Here is a 15,182-nt window from a genome sequence, read left to right as displayed (position 1 = left end):
GTCGTCGGGCCTGCCTATAGCAGGCCCAGGCTTGAACAAGCCAATGTCCTTCTGCGCCGGTTCTCAACCCGGTCTGCTGCATCCACCCGTAGAATGGCCCTCGCTCTCCACCTCGTACGCCACTGTAATTATTTGACGGGATGGATTAACGTTCCTCACGCCACTTGCTACCAGGTTACTTGTTGCCCAGCGGGAGGCAACTTTTCTGGGAACCTTCGCTCAACCCCATCAAGCTCCAACGACGGGCTACAGTTTTCGTTACTAAAAACACCGGAATCAACGATGCGACTCAACAAGTTAGATCTGAACCAGCTCATTGTTCTCGATGTCATCTTGACCGAGCAGAATATAAGCAGGGCTGCGGAAAAGATTTTTCTGAGCCAGTCGGCCACCAGTTGCGCACTGGGACGGCTTAGGCAGTACTTTGATGACGAGTTGATCGTGCGCGTCGGTAAACGGATGGTACTGACCGAGCTTGGGAAGAGTTTAAAAGACCCAGTCAGCGATATCATATTTCGCATCAAAGAGATCACAACCACGCGAGTTGAATTTGATCCCAAAAAATGTGAGCGCAAATTTGTAATCGAAGCCTCGGATTACGTAATGAATGTTCTGATGGGCTCGGTGATCCAAGAGATTTACCGTCTCGCCCCGTCCATTCACTTCGACTTGCGGCCGCTCAGCCACCTGTCGCCAGCCAGGCTGGAAAATGCCGAGGTTGACCTGTTAATTGCTCCCGATTTTTTCATTCCTGCGGGACACCCTTCGCAGTTACTTTTTCACGACACTTGGTCATGCATAACTTGGGACCAAAACGACATGGTCCGAGAGCGTCTGACGCTGGGTGAATATCTCGCGGCCGGCCATGTTGTGACGCAATGGGGCGGTGGTCAATTATCGATGGATGAGATCGTCGCATCGAACCACGGATACAAGCGAGTCCATGAGGTTTCAACGTCCAGCTTCAGTTTGTTTCCAACCCTGTTAATCGGAACCAGCAGGGTGGCCACGCTGCAGACAAAGCTCGCCAGTCTCTTAAGGACAAGCCATCCGCTGAACGTATTCCCATGCCCGCTACCGATGCCGCTGCTCAATGAGTGCATTCAATGCCATGAGTATCAGCGCGAAGATAACGCCATAAAATGGCTGATCGATGTGATTAAACAGGCCGCAGCCAAACTATGAGGAGCGCCTGCACGCGCTCATGTTCGGAATTGTTTAACCTGAAGCTGGAGCTCCAGACCCAGGCGGGCTAACTCGAGGCTGTATCCTGCCGTTTGATCGCTCACGCTTGCACTGCGCTCGGCGATGGTGCGTACACTTTCAACGCTCTGGCTGATCCCGTCGACGGTTTCGTTTTGCACCCGCGCTGCGGCTTCTATCCGAATGTTCATTTGCTCAATCGTGCTTACTGATTTAGCTATCACCGTTAGCGCTTCACCTGCACGAGTCGTCAACGCAACGGAGCTGTGGGTGAGCAGTCGGCTGTTTTCCATTTGCTCAATGGCGTCGCCCGCCATGCGTTGCAAACTGGCCGTTAACGACTCGATTTCCTTTGTTGAGTTATGTGCGCGCTGAGCCAATGCTCTTACCTCATCGGCTACCACAGCAAAACCACGGCCTTGTTCGCCTGCCCTGGCTGCTTCAATTGCGGCATTGAGGGCGAGCAGGTTGGTTTGTTCAGCGACACCTCTGATGACCTCAAGGACACCGCTGATTTTTCCGCTTTCTTCGCTTAGCGACCGTATGGCGCTCGCCGACACCTCAATCTGCCGAGCCAAAGCAGAAATCTGCTCCACCGTATTTTGAACGACATCATTGCCATGCTGAGCCTCAAGACTGGCGGATTTGGCAGCATTTAGCGCAGATGTGGAATTGTTCGAAACGCCCGCTATTGCCTCGCTCATCAACTGCATGGCATCGGCCGTTCGCTCTGATTCCAGTTTTTGCGCGTGGACATCCGCGTTGGTTTGCGCGGCCGACGAGGAAAGTTGGTCGGCAGCCGAGGCGATTTGGCTGACGCCTGAATCAATTCGGGTCACCAGTTTACGCAGGCTAAGGTTCATTTCTTGTATAGCCATCGACAGGTGCCCGACTTCATCTCGTCGGTCAATATTCAGATTTTGGCTTAGGTCGCCTGCTGCAATTAACCTGGCGAACGTTACGGTGCGTCGCAGAGGGCCGACTATAGAACGGGATATTAAAAGGGCACCAATAATCCCCATGATCACTGCAGCAGTCCCCATCGCCCCCAAGACCAACAGCGTCTTTTTGGCCTCGTGTGTCATGGTCTTGATGGTGGCGCTTTTCGCACCCTCAACCAGAGCTGAAACAGTCTCTGCCTGCATGATCAGAAGTGCCTCGAAGCGACGGCTTTCTTGCAGCGCCTGATTATAAATTGCGAAGGCTTGTTGATACTGGGTCAGGGCGTAAAGGGCATTGCCCATCGTGTTTCTCATATCATCAGCCAACAGTTCCGACAATGCGACGGATGAGGACTGGAGGATATGACTTACGCTAGTCCAGTTCTGGAACGCCGCATCGGTACCGTCAATGATGTAGTGGCTTTCATTTTGCCTGAGTTCGAGCATTTGCTTACTAAGCGCCGAGGCTGTTTCGGCCAGGGTGAGTGGGTCGTTATTGGCAGTGCTTTCGTTAGAAACGCGTTGTTCGCGTACTGCGTCGTACATGCTGATTTCGACCGTTTCGAACTGATCGCCGGCTTCGCGGGCGGCGTCGCTCATCTTCGCACGCGCCTCGGAAGCCAGAGATTGTTGATCGACAAAACGCTCAAAGTAAGTCCGGTAAAGTTCCGTCGACTCCTCTACACGCTGTAACGCCTGTTTACCGCTAGGGGGGCTGTCGGCCAGATGCTGGGTTAACAACGTTTGCACCTCATTGATATTAAGACGGGTCGTAGCGGCATTGCCATCATTCGTGATCATTGCGAACGCGCGCTCCGATAACCGAGTGGTCAAGAGCTTGGCCTCGATAGCCTGGAGTCGGCTTACATGTAATTGGCCTCGCATCACGACGCCCACGGCGGAGAAACCGGCGCCGATAACCGCAACGGTCAGCAACAGCACAAGTCCAAAACCTATACCGAGTTTCTTGCCAACGGCAAGATTGGCGAACCCGCTGATTACATACCGAATCATATTCGTATCCTTGTTGGTTTTCCGCGGTCGTCTAACGCCCTCAAGCAAATGTGGGCGGGTCGGGAAAAACAGGATGAAAATGTCCAAGGTGCTTGAATAGCACCGCTTATTGTTGTTTTTTATTCTTCAGAAAGTGGGACTGGCAAACCATTTTATTGGCGGCGGGGCAGCATGTCAGCGCGCGATTAATTCGGTAATTAAACTGCTTGGTTCTGACGTGCTACCCCATTTTTGGTGCAAGTAATGCCTAAGCCAAACCGCTCATTATCACTTTCGGTAAAGCCGATGTGCTGCCTGCTGTTTTCTCATCTCGGTCACAGGCTGGGGGATGGCTGTTCGCTTCTCTTACCTGAGGTGCGGGCAAAAGAAAGTAAGCCAGCGCAGGGAGCAATATCAGAGCGCCTAGCATGTTTAGCAAGAACATGAATGCGAGAAGAATGCCCATGTCCGCTTGAAACTTGATAGGCGAGAATACCCAGAAGAAAACCGCCGCAGAGAGTGTAATACCGGTCAGCATGACTACTTTGCCGGTGAACAGCAGCGCACCATAGTAGGACTCCGAGAGCGTAAGTCCGGCGCGGCGGTTTTTCAGTAGCACGCTCATGACATACAGCGCATAGTCAACACCGATGCCGACTCCCAGGGCAATAACGGGAAGTGTGGCAACCTTAATGCCGATCCCCAGCCATACCATCAGGGCTTCGCACAAAATAGACGTAAGCATCAATGGCAGGATGGCACAAAGTGTTGCGCGCCAGCTGCGGAACGTAATCAGGCATAGCAAGGCTACGGCTGCATATACCCAGATCAGCATTTCCCGGTTGGCTGTTTTAACAACCTGATTCGTGGCAGCTTCAAAGCCCGCACTGCCTGCTGCCAAGAGAAACTGCACTTCGTCAGTTGAGTGAGTGCTCGAGAATTCAGAGACTAAACGAGTAACTCCCTCCAGGGAGTCCGCTTTATGGTCGGACAAATAAACAAACACAGACAGAAGGTTGCAACTTTGGTTGAACAAGTCACGCGATGCATTGGTGGCGATGGAGTTCAGTATGGCCTGATTTCGCGACAGATCGAACCATTTGGGATTTCCTTCGTTCATCCCCACCAATCCCGCGCGACTCAGTTCGGCCAACGACCGTGTCGACTCTACGCTTGGCAGCTTACGAAGCTGCCAGATCAGGTCATCGACCTTTGACTGTGTTTGGTACAGGGCGCATTGGTTATCGGCTGTTTTGACCATGACGATCATTACATCGTTACTGGCTGCGTAGTTTTGCGTAATAAACGCGTTATCCACGTTGTAGCGTGAGTTGACGCGGAGTTCCGGGGCGCCCGGCTCCAGGTCGCCAATCTTTACGTGCAAACTTACATAGAAGCCAAACATCGCCAGGCCGATGGCGCCAAGCACGGTTACGCTGGCCCATTTACGTTGGGTAAACCGATCCAGGAAAAGCCAAGTTCCATGACGACCTTCTTTGGCCAAGCCTATACCGTCACCATGCATGCTTTTGCTGGCGGCCGCCGGGCTGACGCCGACGTACGACAACAAGATCGGCAGCAGAATCAGATTGGTGAAAATCAACGTGGCCACGCCTAGGCTCGCGACCATCGCCAAGTCTTGGATAATTTCAATCTTGATAATCGACAACACCGCAAAGCCGACCGCGTCGCAGAGTAGTGCAGTCAGGCCAGTAAGAAACAGGCGGCGGAATGTAAGGCGGGCAGCGATGAGCTTGTGCGCGCCGCGCCCGATGTCTTGCATGATGCCGTTCATTTTCTGCGCGCCATGGCTAATGCCGATGGCAAACACCAGAAATGGCACCAGGATGGAGTAGGGGTCTAGCCCTAAACCAAATAGCGGCAGCAGGCCAAGCTGCCAAACGATCGCAATAAGTGAGCAGAACAAAACCAAAAAAGTACTTTTTGCGCAGCGTGTGTACCACAGCAGCACCGCTCCGGTGATAACCACAGCGAGGACGAAAAAGATAATGATCTGTTTAAGGCCGGAGATCAGATCACCAACCACCTTGGCGAATCCAATAATGTGCAGTTCTACGTCTTGCCCGGCATACTTCTCCCGCAGCGTTTCCAGACGTTGGGACAGCGCCTGGTAGTCAATGGGTAAACCGGTCTCGGTATCCACGTTGAGCAATGGCACATAGATCACACTCGAGCGTGCATCCAAAGCGATCAATTTGCCTATTTCACCCGAACGCTCCACGTTGCTTTTTACGATGTACAACGAGTCTGCATCACCGGTGTAGTCATCAGGCACTACGGGGCCTCCGTCAAGGCCGTCCTCGGTGACTGCCATCCAGCGTGTCGAAGGTGTCCACAACGAGCGCATAAAAGGGCGGTCAACCCCGGGAATAAGGAACACTTCATCATTGATTTTTTTCAGTGTTTCCAGATAGGCCTCCTCGTAGATAAGGCCCTTGGTGCTATGGACGGCGATACGCAGAGAGTTTCCTTGTCCGCCCAACTCGTCTTTGTTTTTTACATAGTTTTGTACGTACAGATGGTTGTACGGGATCATCTTTTCAAAACTGGCATTTAGTTCCAGGTGCCGAAGCTGAAATGCGAGAATGATGGTGATAAGTAAGCAAAAAAGAAGCACTAGCCCCCGTCGATTGAATAACAGTCTTTCCGCCAGGCTGCCGGACTTTTTGTCAAATGACTGTGGATCAGAGAAATCGAACGGGTCGCTCAATTCAGTGTGAATCATGGTCTGTCCTCACGCCGGAGCATTAGTTTTCGGCAGTTATTCTTTTAATTCCCGACGCACCCACCACGACGAACGATCCCTCAGTAACGATTGTGAACGCCGAAACAGGCACAGCAACGTGCTGTACTGGGGTAAGTGTGCGGCCCGCCAGTTTCTCAATACGGCCGTTTATGTCAGAAAAATATATGCTGCCGTCGTCGCTCTTTTCGCTGTCGATAAGTGTGCCGGTACTCTGAGTATCAAGCAGGGTCCAGGTCTCGCCACTATTTTCTATCGAGACCATATTTCCCTGCAGACCTGCTGCTAGAACTTCGCCATCGTTGCCGGTCTGTAAGGTAAAAAAACTGCCGCCTACGTCGGTCTGCACTTTGGAAAATGTTTTACCTTGATCCAGCGAGCGCGCTAGGTAGCCTTGTTCGCCGGCAAGGTAGATCGCTCCCGCTGCTTGTGTAATGGCATAAAGGTGGAATTCTTGAGTGTTATCTACGTGCGCCATCCAAACTTGCCACGTAGCACCCGCGTCTTCAGAGCGCAGCACCATTCCGTAAGCGCCAACCACTAAAATCTGTTGGTCGCCGAGAAAAAGCATGTCAAAAAGAGGATCGCTCGCTGCACTGTCCTCCAGCCGTTTTGCATATAACTCCAGTTCAGTCGCTTTTTCCTTCTGGGTGGGGTCAGCGCTGATAGCAACAGCCGCTTGTTGAGTGAGTTTTACAACCTGTGAACCTTCAAGCATTGTTTTCCAGGTCTGACCTGCATCGCTGGTTCTGAGGATTGTACCGCCATGGCCCAAGGCGAAACCCACTTGGTCGTCAACAAATTTGACGGCGGTGAGAGTGCTGCTTACGCCAGCGTCAACGTGTTGCCAGTTTCTTCCCTCATCGTCTGAGAGCAGCACATTTCCGCGTTCGCCAACAGCAACTATTCGATGGCCTGCCTTACTGACAGCCGTCAGGTAAGTGGTTACGTCTTCAGCCGTAATGGCGCAGACGTACTGGGATAGAGGCAGCAGGCATAGCAAGCTGGCTGCACATACAAACTTGTTCATATGTTCTCCGGCAGAGAAAATTGCCGCGCCGGGTTATTCCGCGCGGCGGGGATTCAGCGAACCCCCTCACTGGCGAGTGAATCAGGTGAGAAGAACGAGTCAGGCCAGGTTTTACGGAACGTAATTTGGTCTTTGACGCTGTTGAGCACATTGTTCGCAAACCAGTTACCGGTTTGCAGGTCGTAAACGCCAAAACTTGTGTTTACGACCCCAGGCAATTCAGGTGCAACAATGTTCAGCATATAAGCGGTTTTCCACAGTTGGCCTTTGGCGTCCCAGTTGTCAGCCAGAACGGCCTGCCACGTATCTTCGTCAAGGTAGAATTTACGCTTGGGCATGACATGGCGGTTGCCGGGAACTAGAGTCGCTTCGATTACCCACACGCGGTGACGCTCCCAGCGAACATGGTCAGGGTTCAAAAAGCTCTTGCCTAGAACATCAGCGTCGTTTGCGGGCTGTAGGTTCTTGTTGTTGTTGTAAGGAACATACAATTCCTTTTTGCCCGTCAGTTCCCATGTGTAGCGATTCATCGGCCCTTCGAATACGTACACTTCGTCGTAATTCATTTGGCCCGATGTGACGAAAGACGGCGTGTCATAAGCCGCGTTAGGTAACTTCCTTGTCCGACGTTGACCGGTCAGGTATTGCCAGGTTGGACGGCCCTTGGCCAACGGATCCAGTGGGTCCAGCGCAAGAATGGATTGCCCAGCTTGGAGTGGCGGTGCAGTGGGGATTAGTTTGATTTGGCGATAGAGTCCGTTGAACGAATCACGGCCGTCTTTTATGTAATACGGAAACTGGTAGAAGGCGTTGTTAGTCGAGGTTAGCGATGTCCGTCCGGTGGGCGTGCCGTTATAGGCACTAAATTCCGAGGTGTATGCCTCGCCTTGCCAACGCAACATGTGGTTCCACATGGCTTCGTTGCCATTGGCTGGAATCGGAAACGGTACGCCACCGTACGCACCACTTACCGCCGAGCCATCTTTCAACACTTTCGCTTCCTGAGCGTTGCGAGCGGTATTGTCGTATACCCATTTCGGCGCAGCTGCAGTGCGGTGGGTGGGATAAATGTCAATGCGGTAGTCAGGGTATTTGACGAACATCGCCTGCTGACCTTCGATCAATCGATCCGCATGCTCTTTATAGTTGGCAGCGGTGATACTGAAGAGGGGTTTTTCGCCGGCGAACGGATCGCCGCGTTTGCCACCAGGCCGGTAGTTTTTATCTACCGTCGTATAGCCGCCGTCCCATTTGGGGATAGTGCCGTCCGCATTACCGGCGCGCTCGGCGCCTAGCGGCGTTAGTTCAGACTTCAGTTTGCTCGCTTCATCAGCTGAAACGGCAGCCATTGCTATATTTGCGAAAAGCAGCGCGGTGCCCGCTACTACTAGGGAACGAGAGAGTTTCATATAGTATGTACTCCAGATCAGGCGGTGTTTTAGAACGCGCGTTGTATGGAAATCGAGAGGAAGTCGCGGTCGCGATAGGCGTTGGTGTTCGCCCCGGCATCGCCATAAAAGTGTGAGTAACTGATCAGGCCGTTCCATGTATTGTCATAGACGCCACGCAGTCCGATACTCATGTCTCCGCCACCATCCGCGTTATAGTTGTTAAACGCTGGATCAATCGGCGATTTTCCTCTGGTATAGCCCATGCCGATCGGAACAAACAAATCAAGACCGGGCATTGCCTGGTAATAGCTCGGTTCGAGGACAAAGCGCATGCCAAAGGCGCTGTCGGTGAAGTCCTCACTATCAAATTGTTCCCGGTTGCGCGTGACGGATAACAGTCGATGCCAAGCCAGCTCGCCGACAAACGTGGCTGATTCCCAGAGTGCAGTACGCGGTACCAGGTAGATCGTCGACAATTGCGCATGCCCTGTACGACCTTCTGCGTGGTTGTCGCGACCGTCGTCGTCCAGTGCAACGAGTACCGGGCCGTTTTTTCGCAGCGGCATGTCATACCGTGTTGACAGTTCGCCCGCGAAGTTGGCCTCACCGATGCTTGTGCTGAAGCTGGCGCCGAGCATTTTTACGCCCTCGGAATACACTTCGGCGAACTCACCCACTTGCCCTGGATGCTGAAGAAAACCTTTGCCCTGATGCGCGTAAATTTGCGGCAATCGGTTATTGAAACGCAGCGCATACAGACCGTATTCGGTATCGCCCTCACCGGGACGCATGGTGAGCGATATACCAAATTGACCTGACTTGCTGGCATCACGACTTTTGCCACGGTAGAGGGAGATATTTCCCTGGGCATCACCGATAAACGGACTTTGACCGACGATGATCTTCTCGTTTCCTTCGCCGATCACATCCGACACACTGAAGTAACTGCCAACCGGTGGCAGGCGTGTTTTCTTCCATTCCAGTTGATAAAACGCGGCCATGCTGACCGTGTCAGAGAACTGAAACTGAGTAGAGAGTTGATTGATCGGCATAAACAATTCGGCTGCCTTGGTATTGGGCACCGAAAGCGCTTTCACCACATCAATGGGTGCTTGGCCATAGGCAATGCCGTTGGTGGGGAAAAACAAGCTTTGCCCCCACAACAGTGTGTGTTTACCCAGGCGGAACGAGGCGCTGTGGCCGGCGATATCTGTCGAGCCGTATACGAATGCGTCGAGCAACTCGGCTTTGCGACCGGCCAACTTTTCAGTTTTGCTGCTGAACTGATCGTATTGACCGTCATAGTTTACTGTTGCAGGCGAGGTATTGTCGTTGTTTCGGTTGTAGGCGTTGTCATACCACGCCGCCCCACTCACGCGAACGCCAAAGCTCTGGTAGCTCAAGCCCAGTTCGGAGAATAGGTCAAATCGGTTGGAAATGGAGCCTTTATCAAAGTTGCGATTGCCGTCATCAGCGTTCGCATCAGCGGTGAGGCTATTGTCCTGGTTTGATGTGCGAAACGCGCTGCTGTATTTGACCGTATTGTCAAAATAGCCTTTGAGATCGCTGTTATCGAAGTCGAGCTGGAAGGCACCCGCGAGGGGGGGATAGAGGGGCAGTACGCAAAGCAGAGGAACTGCCCTCTTGAGTTGGCGTATGTTGTTTTTTTCATTACGCATGGACGAAGCTCTCAATTATTTTTATTGGATTTGGCAAGCTATGTTTTTGTTGCGAAAGTGGGTCCCTGGTTAATGTGACTTTCATGACGCGCCGTTGTGAGTATGTTGCAACGCATCGATCTGGGACAGGCGTGTCGGGTAATAACGACATCCCTTTTTCATTCATACGACCCTGTGTTAGCGATCATGGGGCAAAAAAAAATGTAGAAAAGTTTGTTATGCAGACAGGTAGGGTTCATGCAATGAACGCATTGGTCGCACAGGCGAGGTAGGCGCTGGCAGGTGTATTTGGCTGGTGAGCGATGTGTAGTGGTCAACTAATCCCGGACACGACGTTAAGTTTTTCCTCGGCCCGGGCTGGCGCCAACCCACCGTCGAATTGGTGAGGTCGAATCCAGTTGTACCGATGCATCAAAAAATGGCTGATGTCGCGCTGTGCTTCCTGCGCAGTTCTGTAGCCTAAGGTCGGAATCCATTCAGTTTTCAAACTTCGGAAGACTCGCTCCATCGGTGCGTTGTCTTTCTACTGTCGCTCGCTTGTAAGCGTGGGAGCCGGGTTGTTTGCTGACTAAATCAAGCTCGCGCATTAAGCTACGCACTTTGAATCGACCGAGTTGCTCACCGTCTTCACGCATCAGCAACAAGATGCTGCGACTGCCCGCAGCGCTGCGACTTTGTGAGAACAGCTCACTGACACGACTACGCAATCGAAGCCGTTCAACATCGGGTGTGCGGCGCCGCAGGCGCTGGGCGTAGTAACACGAGCGAGTGACGTCAAACACCTTGCACAGCCAATCAACCGGCTCATGGACGCTCAACTGGTCAATCAGCGCAAACGCTCGTGATCTTCCGACATCAAGAGCGCGGTAGCCTTTTTTAGTATTGATTTCTCTCGCTCAAGCCGAGCGATCCGGGCTTCCAACTCCTGAATTTTTTGCTGTTCCGGTGTCAGTGCCTTGCTCTGCGGGGTGACGCCTATATGTTCTTTCTTAATCTGGTCAACCCAGCGACGCTATGCCGACTCACCAATGCCGAGTGAACGGCTGGCTTCGATGTAGCTGTAGTTTTGTTTGAGCACGAGGTCGGCAGCCTCGCGTTTGAATTCAGCAGAAAAGGAACGGCGTTGTTTGGTCATCTGACACCTCGATCTGGCGAGCATTCTCGCCTAAATGGGTGTCCGGTTTCATTAGACCACTACACCTAGGAGTCCAATGCGGCTCAGAAAAAGAAGCTTGTCGACGCTTACACCGCTGACCGCGCCAAGCTAGTGTCCCCCGGTAGCGAGAAACGTGCTGCGCGCCACACTGAGCTGGCGAGCATGGTGAATACCCTTCGTACAAAGCTACGGCGTTTCACAGGGCAGCGGCAAACCTTTCTCGCCCTCCAAGACGAGGTAAAAGATCAACGCCGCAACCAAGCACCAGAGACGCTAAGACAGGCGCAGGCTCGTCATTCCAATAGTGGCTTGTCGGATGAGCAGTGGTCGGAATTCTTATTGGACTACAAGGGACCTGTTGACAGAAATCTCGCCGACTTCATCAAGTGGGTTGACGATAAGATCGCAGCTGTAAAGGGAGCGGCTCCGGTTCTCGGCGAACCCAGCACGCCCTATTTTCCCGATGATACCGATCTGAGCACGCTCTCGCAGGCAATGCTCGATGCAGAGATGACACGATTGGAGAAGCTTGTCAGCGCCGATAAGGAGACTCAGCGCCGCTACACCGCTCTGTCCGGTAGCATCGCGACCGAAACCGCAGCGCTCCAAATCCTAACAGATAAGCTAAAAGACGCCCAAGGGGCGAAGGCGCGGGCGAAAGATCTGCAATCCGACCGCGAGGAGGCCTATGGGCGAGCATTCGACGCCCTTATCGCTGAGCAGTCGGTGTTGGAGGCCCTATACGCTCCGTTGATGGTACGACTGTCCAAGGCATCGGGGACGTTGAAAAAACTGTCTTTCTCTGTGGTGCGCATTGCTAACGTGGAGCAATGGACTTCAGTTGCTGAAGACGGATTAATCGACCTCCGGAAGATCGGTGCATTTCGCGGTAGGGGTACACTTCTGCAAAGGTCGAACGAGGTCCTCAAAAGTGCTTGGGAAACGGGTGACTCAGTAGCAGTTTGTGCCGCGATGAAGGAGTTCCGGCGCCTGTATCAGAAGGAACTGCTTTATCACGCGCCTGTACCGCAAAACGACCAAGCAGAGTTTCGCGCTTGGTCGAAGCGATTCGCGCAATGGCTGTTCAGTACCGACCATATTTCAATCAGGTATGGTATTGAGTATGACGGGGTTGATATCCGAAAGCTGTCTCCGGGCACGCGAGGGATAGTCCTGCTGCTGCTCTATCTGGTACTGGATGATAGTGACAACCGTCCTCTGGTGATCGATCAGCCCGAGGAAAATTTGGACCCGAAGTCAGTCTTTGATGAGCTGGTTCACCTTTTTGTTGAGGCAAAAGCGCATCGCCAGGTGATCATGGTGACGCACAATGCCAATCTCGTAATCAACACAGACGCCGATCAGATCATCATTGCTGAGTCTGGGCCGCACCCACATGGCGCGCTGCCTCCAATCACCTATCGGTCTGGCGGGTTGGAGAATGCGGACATCCGTAAAGCCGTTTGCGATATTCTCGAGGGTGGCGAAGGAGCGTTCCAAGAGCGGGCGAGGCGTCTTCGCGTACATCTGGATAGGTAATTAAACCCACGCTATAAAATTGGCGGCCCAGATCTGTAGTCTCAGTGTTGGGCGGTGGAAACGTAAGCGTCCAGCCAAGTCACCTTCCGAACTCCAGCATTAAGGACGATGGTGTCCGCGTAAAGCGGACACCATCGTCCTTAACGTCAGGATTTCCATGCGCCAACGAAGGTCTTACCCCAAACCGTTCAACGTCCAGGTCGTTCAGGAATGTTTGCAGCCCGGTCCGGACGCCGGTTTGTAATCAGCTGCGCGGTAGCAAGCCGCTTGAGGCCTACGCTGAACGCCGCCAAGGACCATTTCTCCAGCAGAGACTTGCCTGTCCGGCTTTTGCGCGCTGTCAAACAAGCCCACGATAGGTCATTCGCAGGATCGATTGGATCTACTGTGAATTTCACCTGTAGGGCCATGAGCTGATCGGATCGCTTGACGATTATGTCGTCTAACCCGCGAGCATCTTTTTGGTCATCCGCCTCGAACTGAACCTATTCGTAGAGTCTGGGATCGTCTAGCCAATCACACCGTACACGGATTCCCACAAGTGCCTGGTACATATACCCATTCGCGGGTATTGCGCGTCGTTTGACTCTGCTAGCCACCCCTGTCCCCTATTCGTTGTCCAATTACGTTGTTTGCTCATTCCACACGAAAACTTCCATGACGGTGTTCCGTGATCAAGCTATTGCCCACACGCGTTAGCGGAGCTGTGCTCTTTAGCCAATCCCCCGATATTGTCCATTGCTCATACCTCGTCAAGTGCGAGAAATGGGTTGTCTGGCGGTATCGGTTCTAGAAGTGACGTCGGCTCGGCAATCAGATACCCCTTCAAGGTCGTTTTCTTCCTGGGGCCGTGCACTTGGCTCGTCCAGATATTCAAACCTTTGCCTCGCTTCCTGTGGACCTTCAGTTTTTCGAACTGCTTCTGCACCCAGCGCCATTCTTCACCTTGGGAGTCTGCCCCCATTGAGATGCCCGGAAACTCCTGGACATAACGTTGGAAAAGAGCCGGTGTTACTAGAAACAAAGTACCGCTCACCGTGTGGATTTTAGCCTTGCTGTCATTGATGATCAGCTTGTGATTCTGGATGCCTTCTCTGACCCAATTTAGGAATGCCTGGCCAGGGTCATCCGTTGGGAGGGGGGAGGTTTCGGGCGGGCTTTCTGACGGCGAGTCACTGGCCTCTCGCCCCTCCAACTCGAACATATCGAGCAGAGTTCCGAGGTAGTCGGTATCTTCCATTGCCATGGGATCTCTCGGCGAAGAGCTCTGACGCGATCCTGTACTGACAATCTTCGGCGCCGGTGGTGATGTCGAAGCGTCATTCGAGTGGTCATCAGCTATAACACCCACCGTTCCGCTGAAGGTCTCAGGCCGAATTTCGCTCCCCCAAATCAACGCTGGTTGAAGGCGCAGAAAGGTAAAGCTTTGCTGCCAGTTTCCCTGTGTGACGAGCGCCGTCCAGATGGCTTTGCCTTCCGAGGTAGACTCGACCAGTCCATGCGACTGGAGTTCGTCGAACACCGCGATGTTGGACGTGGGAATGCCCTCAATCGATTGCGACAGCAGATAGGCTCGCAGTTTGTCCGTGACCGTCTTGCTGACCAGCCACAATGCGTCTTGAGTCAACCAACCCGCAGCACCTGGCTGGTTGAGTTTTAGCTCGTGTTGAACCAGATGACGCAGTCCGCTAATTAAGTGATGTTGCAGCGAATGAATGGGGGCTTGTAACGCCTTGCTCGGGTTACCACCGATGTTCTGCGCGGTGGAAACACGGTCGGCCTGCATCACCAACTCACCGAGCACGCCGGCACGTTCGTACTGACCGGCCAGGACATACAGCAGACTCGCCCACAGCGGCGGAAAACCACTGAGCCAGTCCAGTATAGGTCGGTCGAGAATCTGGGTGTAGAGCAAGCCTGCGGCAGCGCCGTGCAGGTGGTAGTCGCGACCTTTGTGGTAGCGCAATCGGTAGGGCTGATTCAGGGGGCCGTGCCAAGGATGCCAAACACGGCCATCCTGGCGTTCGACCAGCAGGTCCACGGCGATCTTGCCGATGTCATGCAGCAGGGCGCCATAGGCGATGCCAGCGGACCAGGCATCAGTCTGGGCGGCTTGGTCTTCGGGGGCGGCGCCGGTGGGAAGCAAATACGACTGACGCAGTTTCAAACTACAGGCAACCAGCTCCAAGCCATGGTCAAGCATGCCGCCGAGATACGCATGGTGGTGCGTCTCGCTGGCTGGGAGTTGCTGGACCAGCTCGGCGTAGCGATGGATCGGATTTAAATAGAGCTGGCTGAACTGCGGATGGGAGAGGGCGGTGTACTGCCAGATACGGTCGAGCAACTGGCGGCGATGCTCCGCGGCTAACAAGTTCTGGGGCGACTCGATGGGCAGGTAACCTTCAGCGACGTTTATGGTTGGTTGGGGAGGAGGCTTTAGCCTTTTGTGGCGAAACAGACTAAGCATCGTGACCTCCCGGAAAATG

7 protein-coding genes and 3 pseudogenes are annotated in these 15,182 nt (G+C 53.3%); 2 read left to right on the top strand and 8 right to left on the bottom strand.

Going from position 1 to position 15,182, the window contains the following annotated elements:
* Positions 1–282: 282 nt before the first annotated feature.
* Positions 283–1,185 (top strand): LysR family transcriptional regulator, encoded by a 903-nt coding sequence (locus LQ215_RS04265; RefSeq protein WP_230147518.1) that lies wholly within the window; start codon positions 283–285, stop codon positions 1,183–1,185.
* A gap of 17 nt (positions 1,186–1,202) precedes the next feature.
* Here LQ215_RS04265 and LQ215_RS29675 read toward each other — a convergent pair whose 3' ends face one another.
* From LQ215_RS29675 to LQ215_RS04235, 7 genes and pseudogenes are all read right to left on the bottom strand, one after another.
* Positions 1,203–2,066 (bottom strand): methyl-accepting chemotaxis protein, encoded by an 864-nt coding sequence (locus LQ215_RS29675; RefSeq protein ID WP_436839558.1) that lies wholly within the window; start codon positions 2,064–2,066, stop codon positions 1,203–1,205.
* Positions 2,067–2,075: 9 nt separating this feature from the next.
* Positions 2,076–2,225, bottom strand: a pseudogene (locus tag LQ215_RS29670) (HAMP domain-containing protein); the annotation flags it as partial.
* A 1,180-nt stretch (positions 2,226–3,405) separates the two neighbouring features.
* On the bottom strand, positions 3,406–5,883 hold the full coding sequence (locus LQ215_RS04255; RefSeq protein WP_230147516.1) for an efflux RND transporter permease subunit: 2,478 nt from the start codon (positions 5,881–5,883) through the stop codon (positions 3,406–3,408).
* 22 nt (positions 5,884–5,905) lie between these two features.
* A complete protein-coding gene (locus tag LQ215_RS04250; protein WP_230147515.1) occupies positions 5,906–6,931 on the bottom strand; it encodes a WD40/YVTN/BNR-like repeat-containing protein in 1,026 nt (341 codons plus the stop codon).
* Between the two features lie 53 nt (positions 6,932–6,984).
* Positions 6,985–8,340, bottom strand: coding sequence for a DUF1329 domain-containing protein (locus tag LQ215_RS04245; RefSeq protein ID WP_230147514.1), 1,356 nt, complete (start codon positions 8,338–8,340; stop codon positions 6,985–6,987).
* A 29-nt stretch (positions 8,341–8,369) separates the two neighbouring features.
* The gene (locus tag LQ215_RS04240; RefSeq protein WP_230147513.1) at positions 8,370–10,001 is read right to left on the bottom strand and encodes a DUF1302 domain-containing protein; all 1,632 of its coding nucleotides are present in this window, start codon (positions 9,999–10,001) and stop codon (positions 8,370–8,372) included.
* Positions 10,002–10,314: 313 nt separating this feature from the next.
* A pseudogene (locus LQ215_RS04235) lies at positions 10,315–11,136 on the bottom strand (transposase).
* Positions 11,137–11,220: 84 nt separating this feature from the next.
* Between LQ215_RS04235 and LQ215_RS04230 the strand changes: the two are divergent.
* Positions 11,221–12,696 (top strand): annotated as a pseudogene (locus LQ215_RS04230) (TrlF family AAA-like ATPase); the annotation flags it as partial.
* 742 nt (positions 12,697–13,438) lie between these two features.
* Here the strand turns inward: LQ215_RS04230 and mobH are convergent.
* The gene (gene mobH, locus LQ215_RS04225; protein ID WP_230147511.1) at positions 13,439–15,163 is read right to left on the bottom strand and encodes a MobH family relaxase; all 1,725 of its coding nucleotides are present in this window, start codon (positions 15,161–15,163) and stop codon (positions 13,439–13,441) included.
* Positions 15,164–15,182: the final 19 nt, after the last annotated feature.

This window comes from Pseudomonas brassicacearum, from assembly GCF_918698105.1.
Lineage (GTDB): Bacteria > Pseudomonadota > Gammaproteobacteria > Pseudomonadales > Pseudomonadaceae > Aquipseudomonas > Aquipseudomonas brassicacearum_F.
Note: the sequence above shows the minus strand (reverse complement) of the source record. Positions and strands in the feature narration are given on the sequence as shown.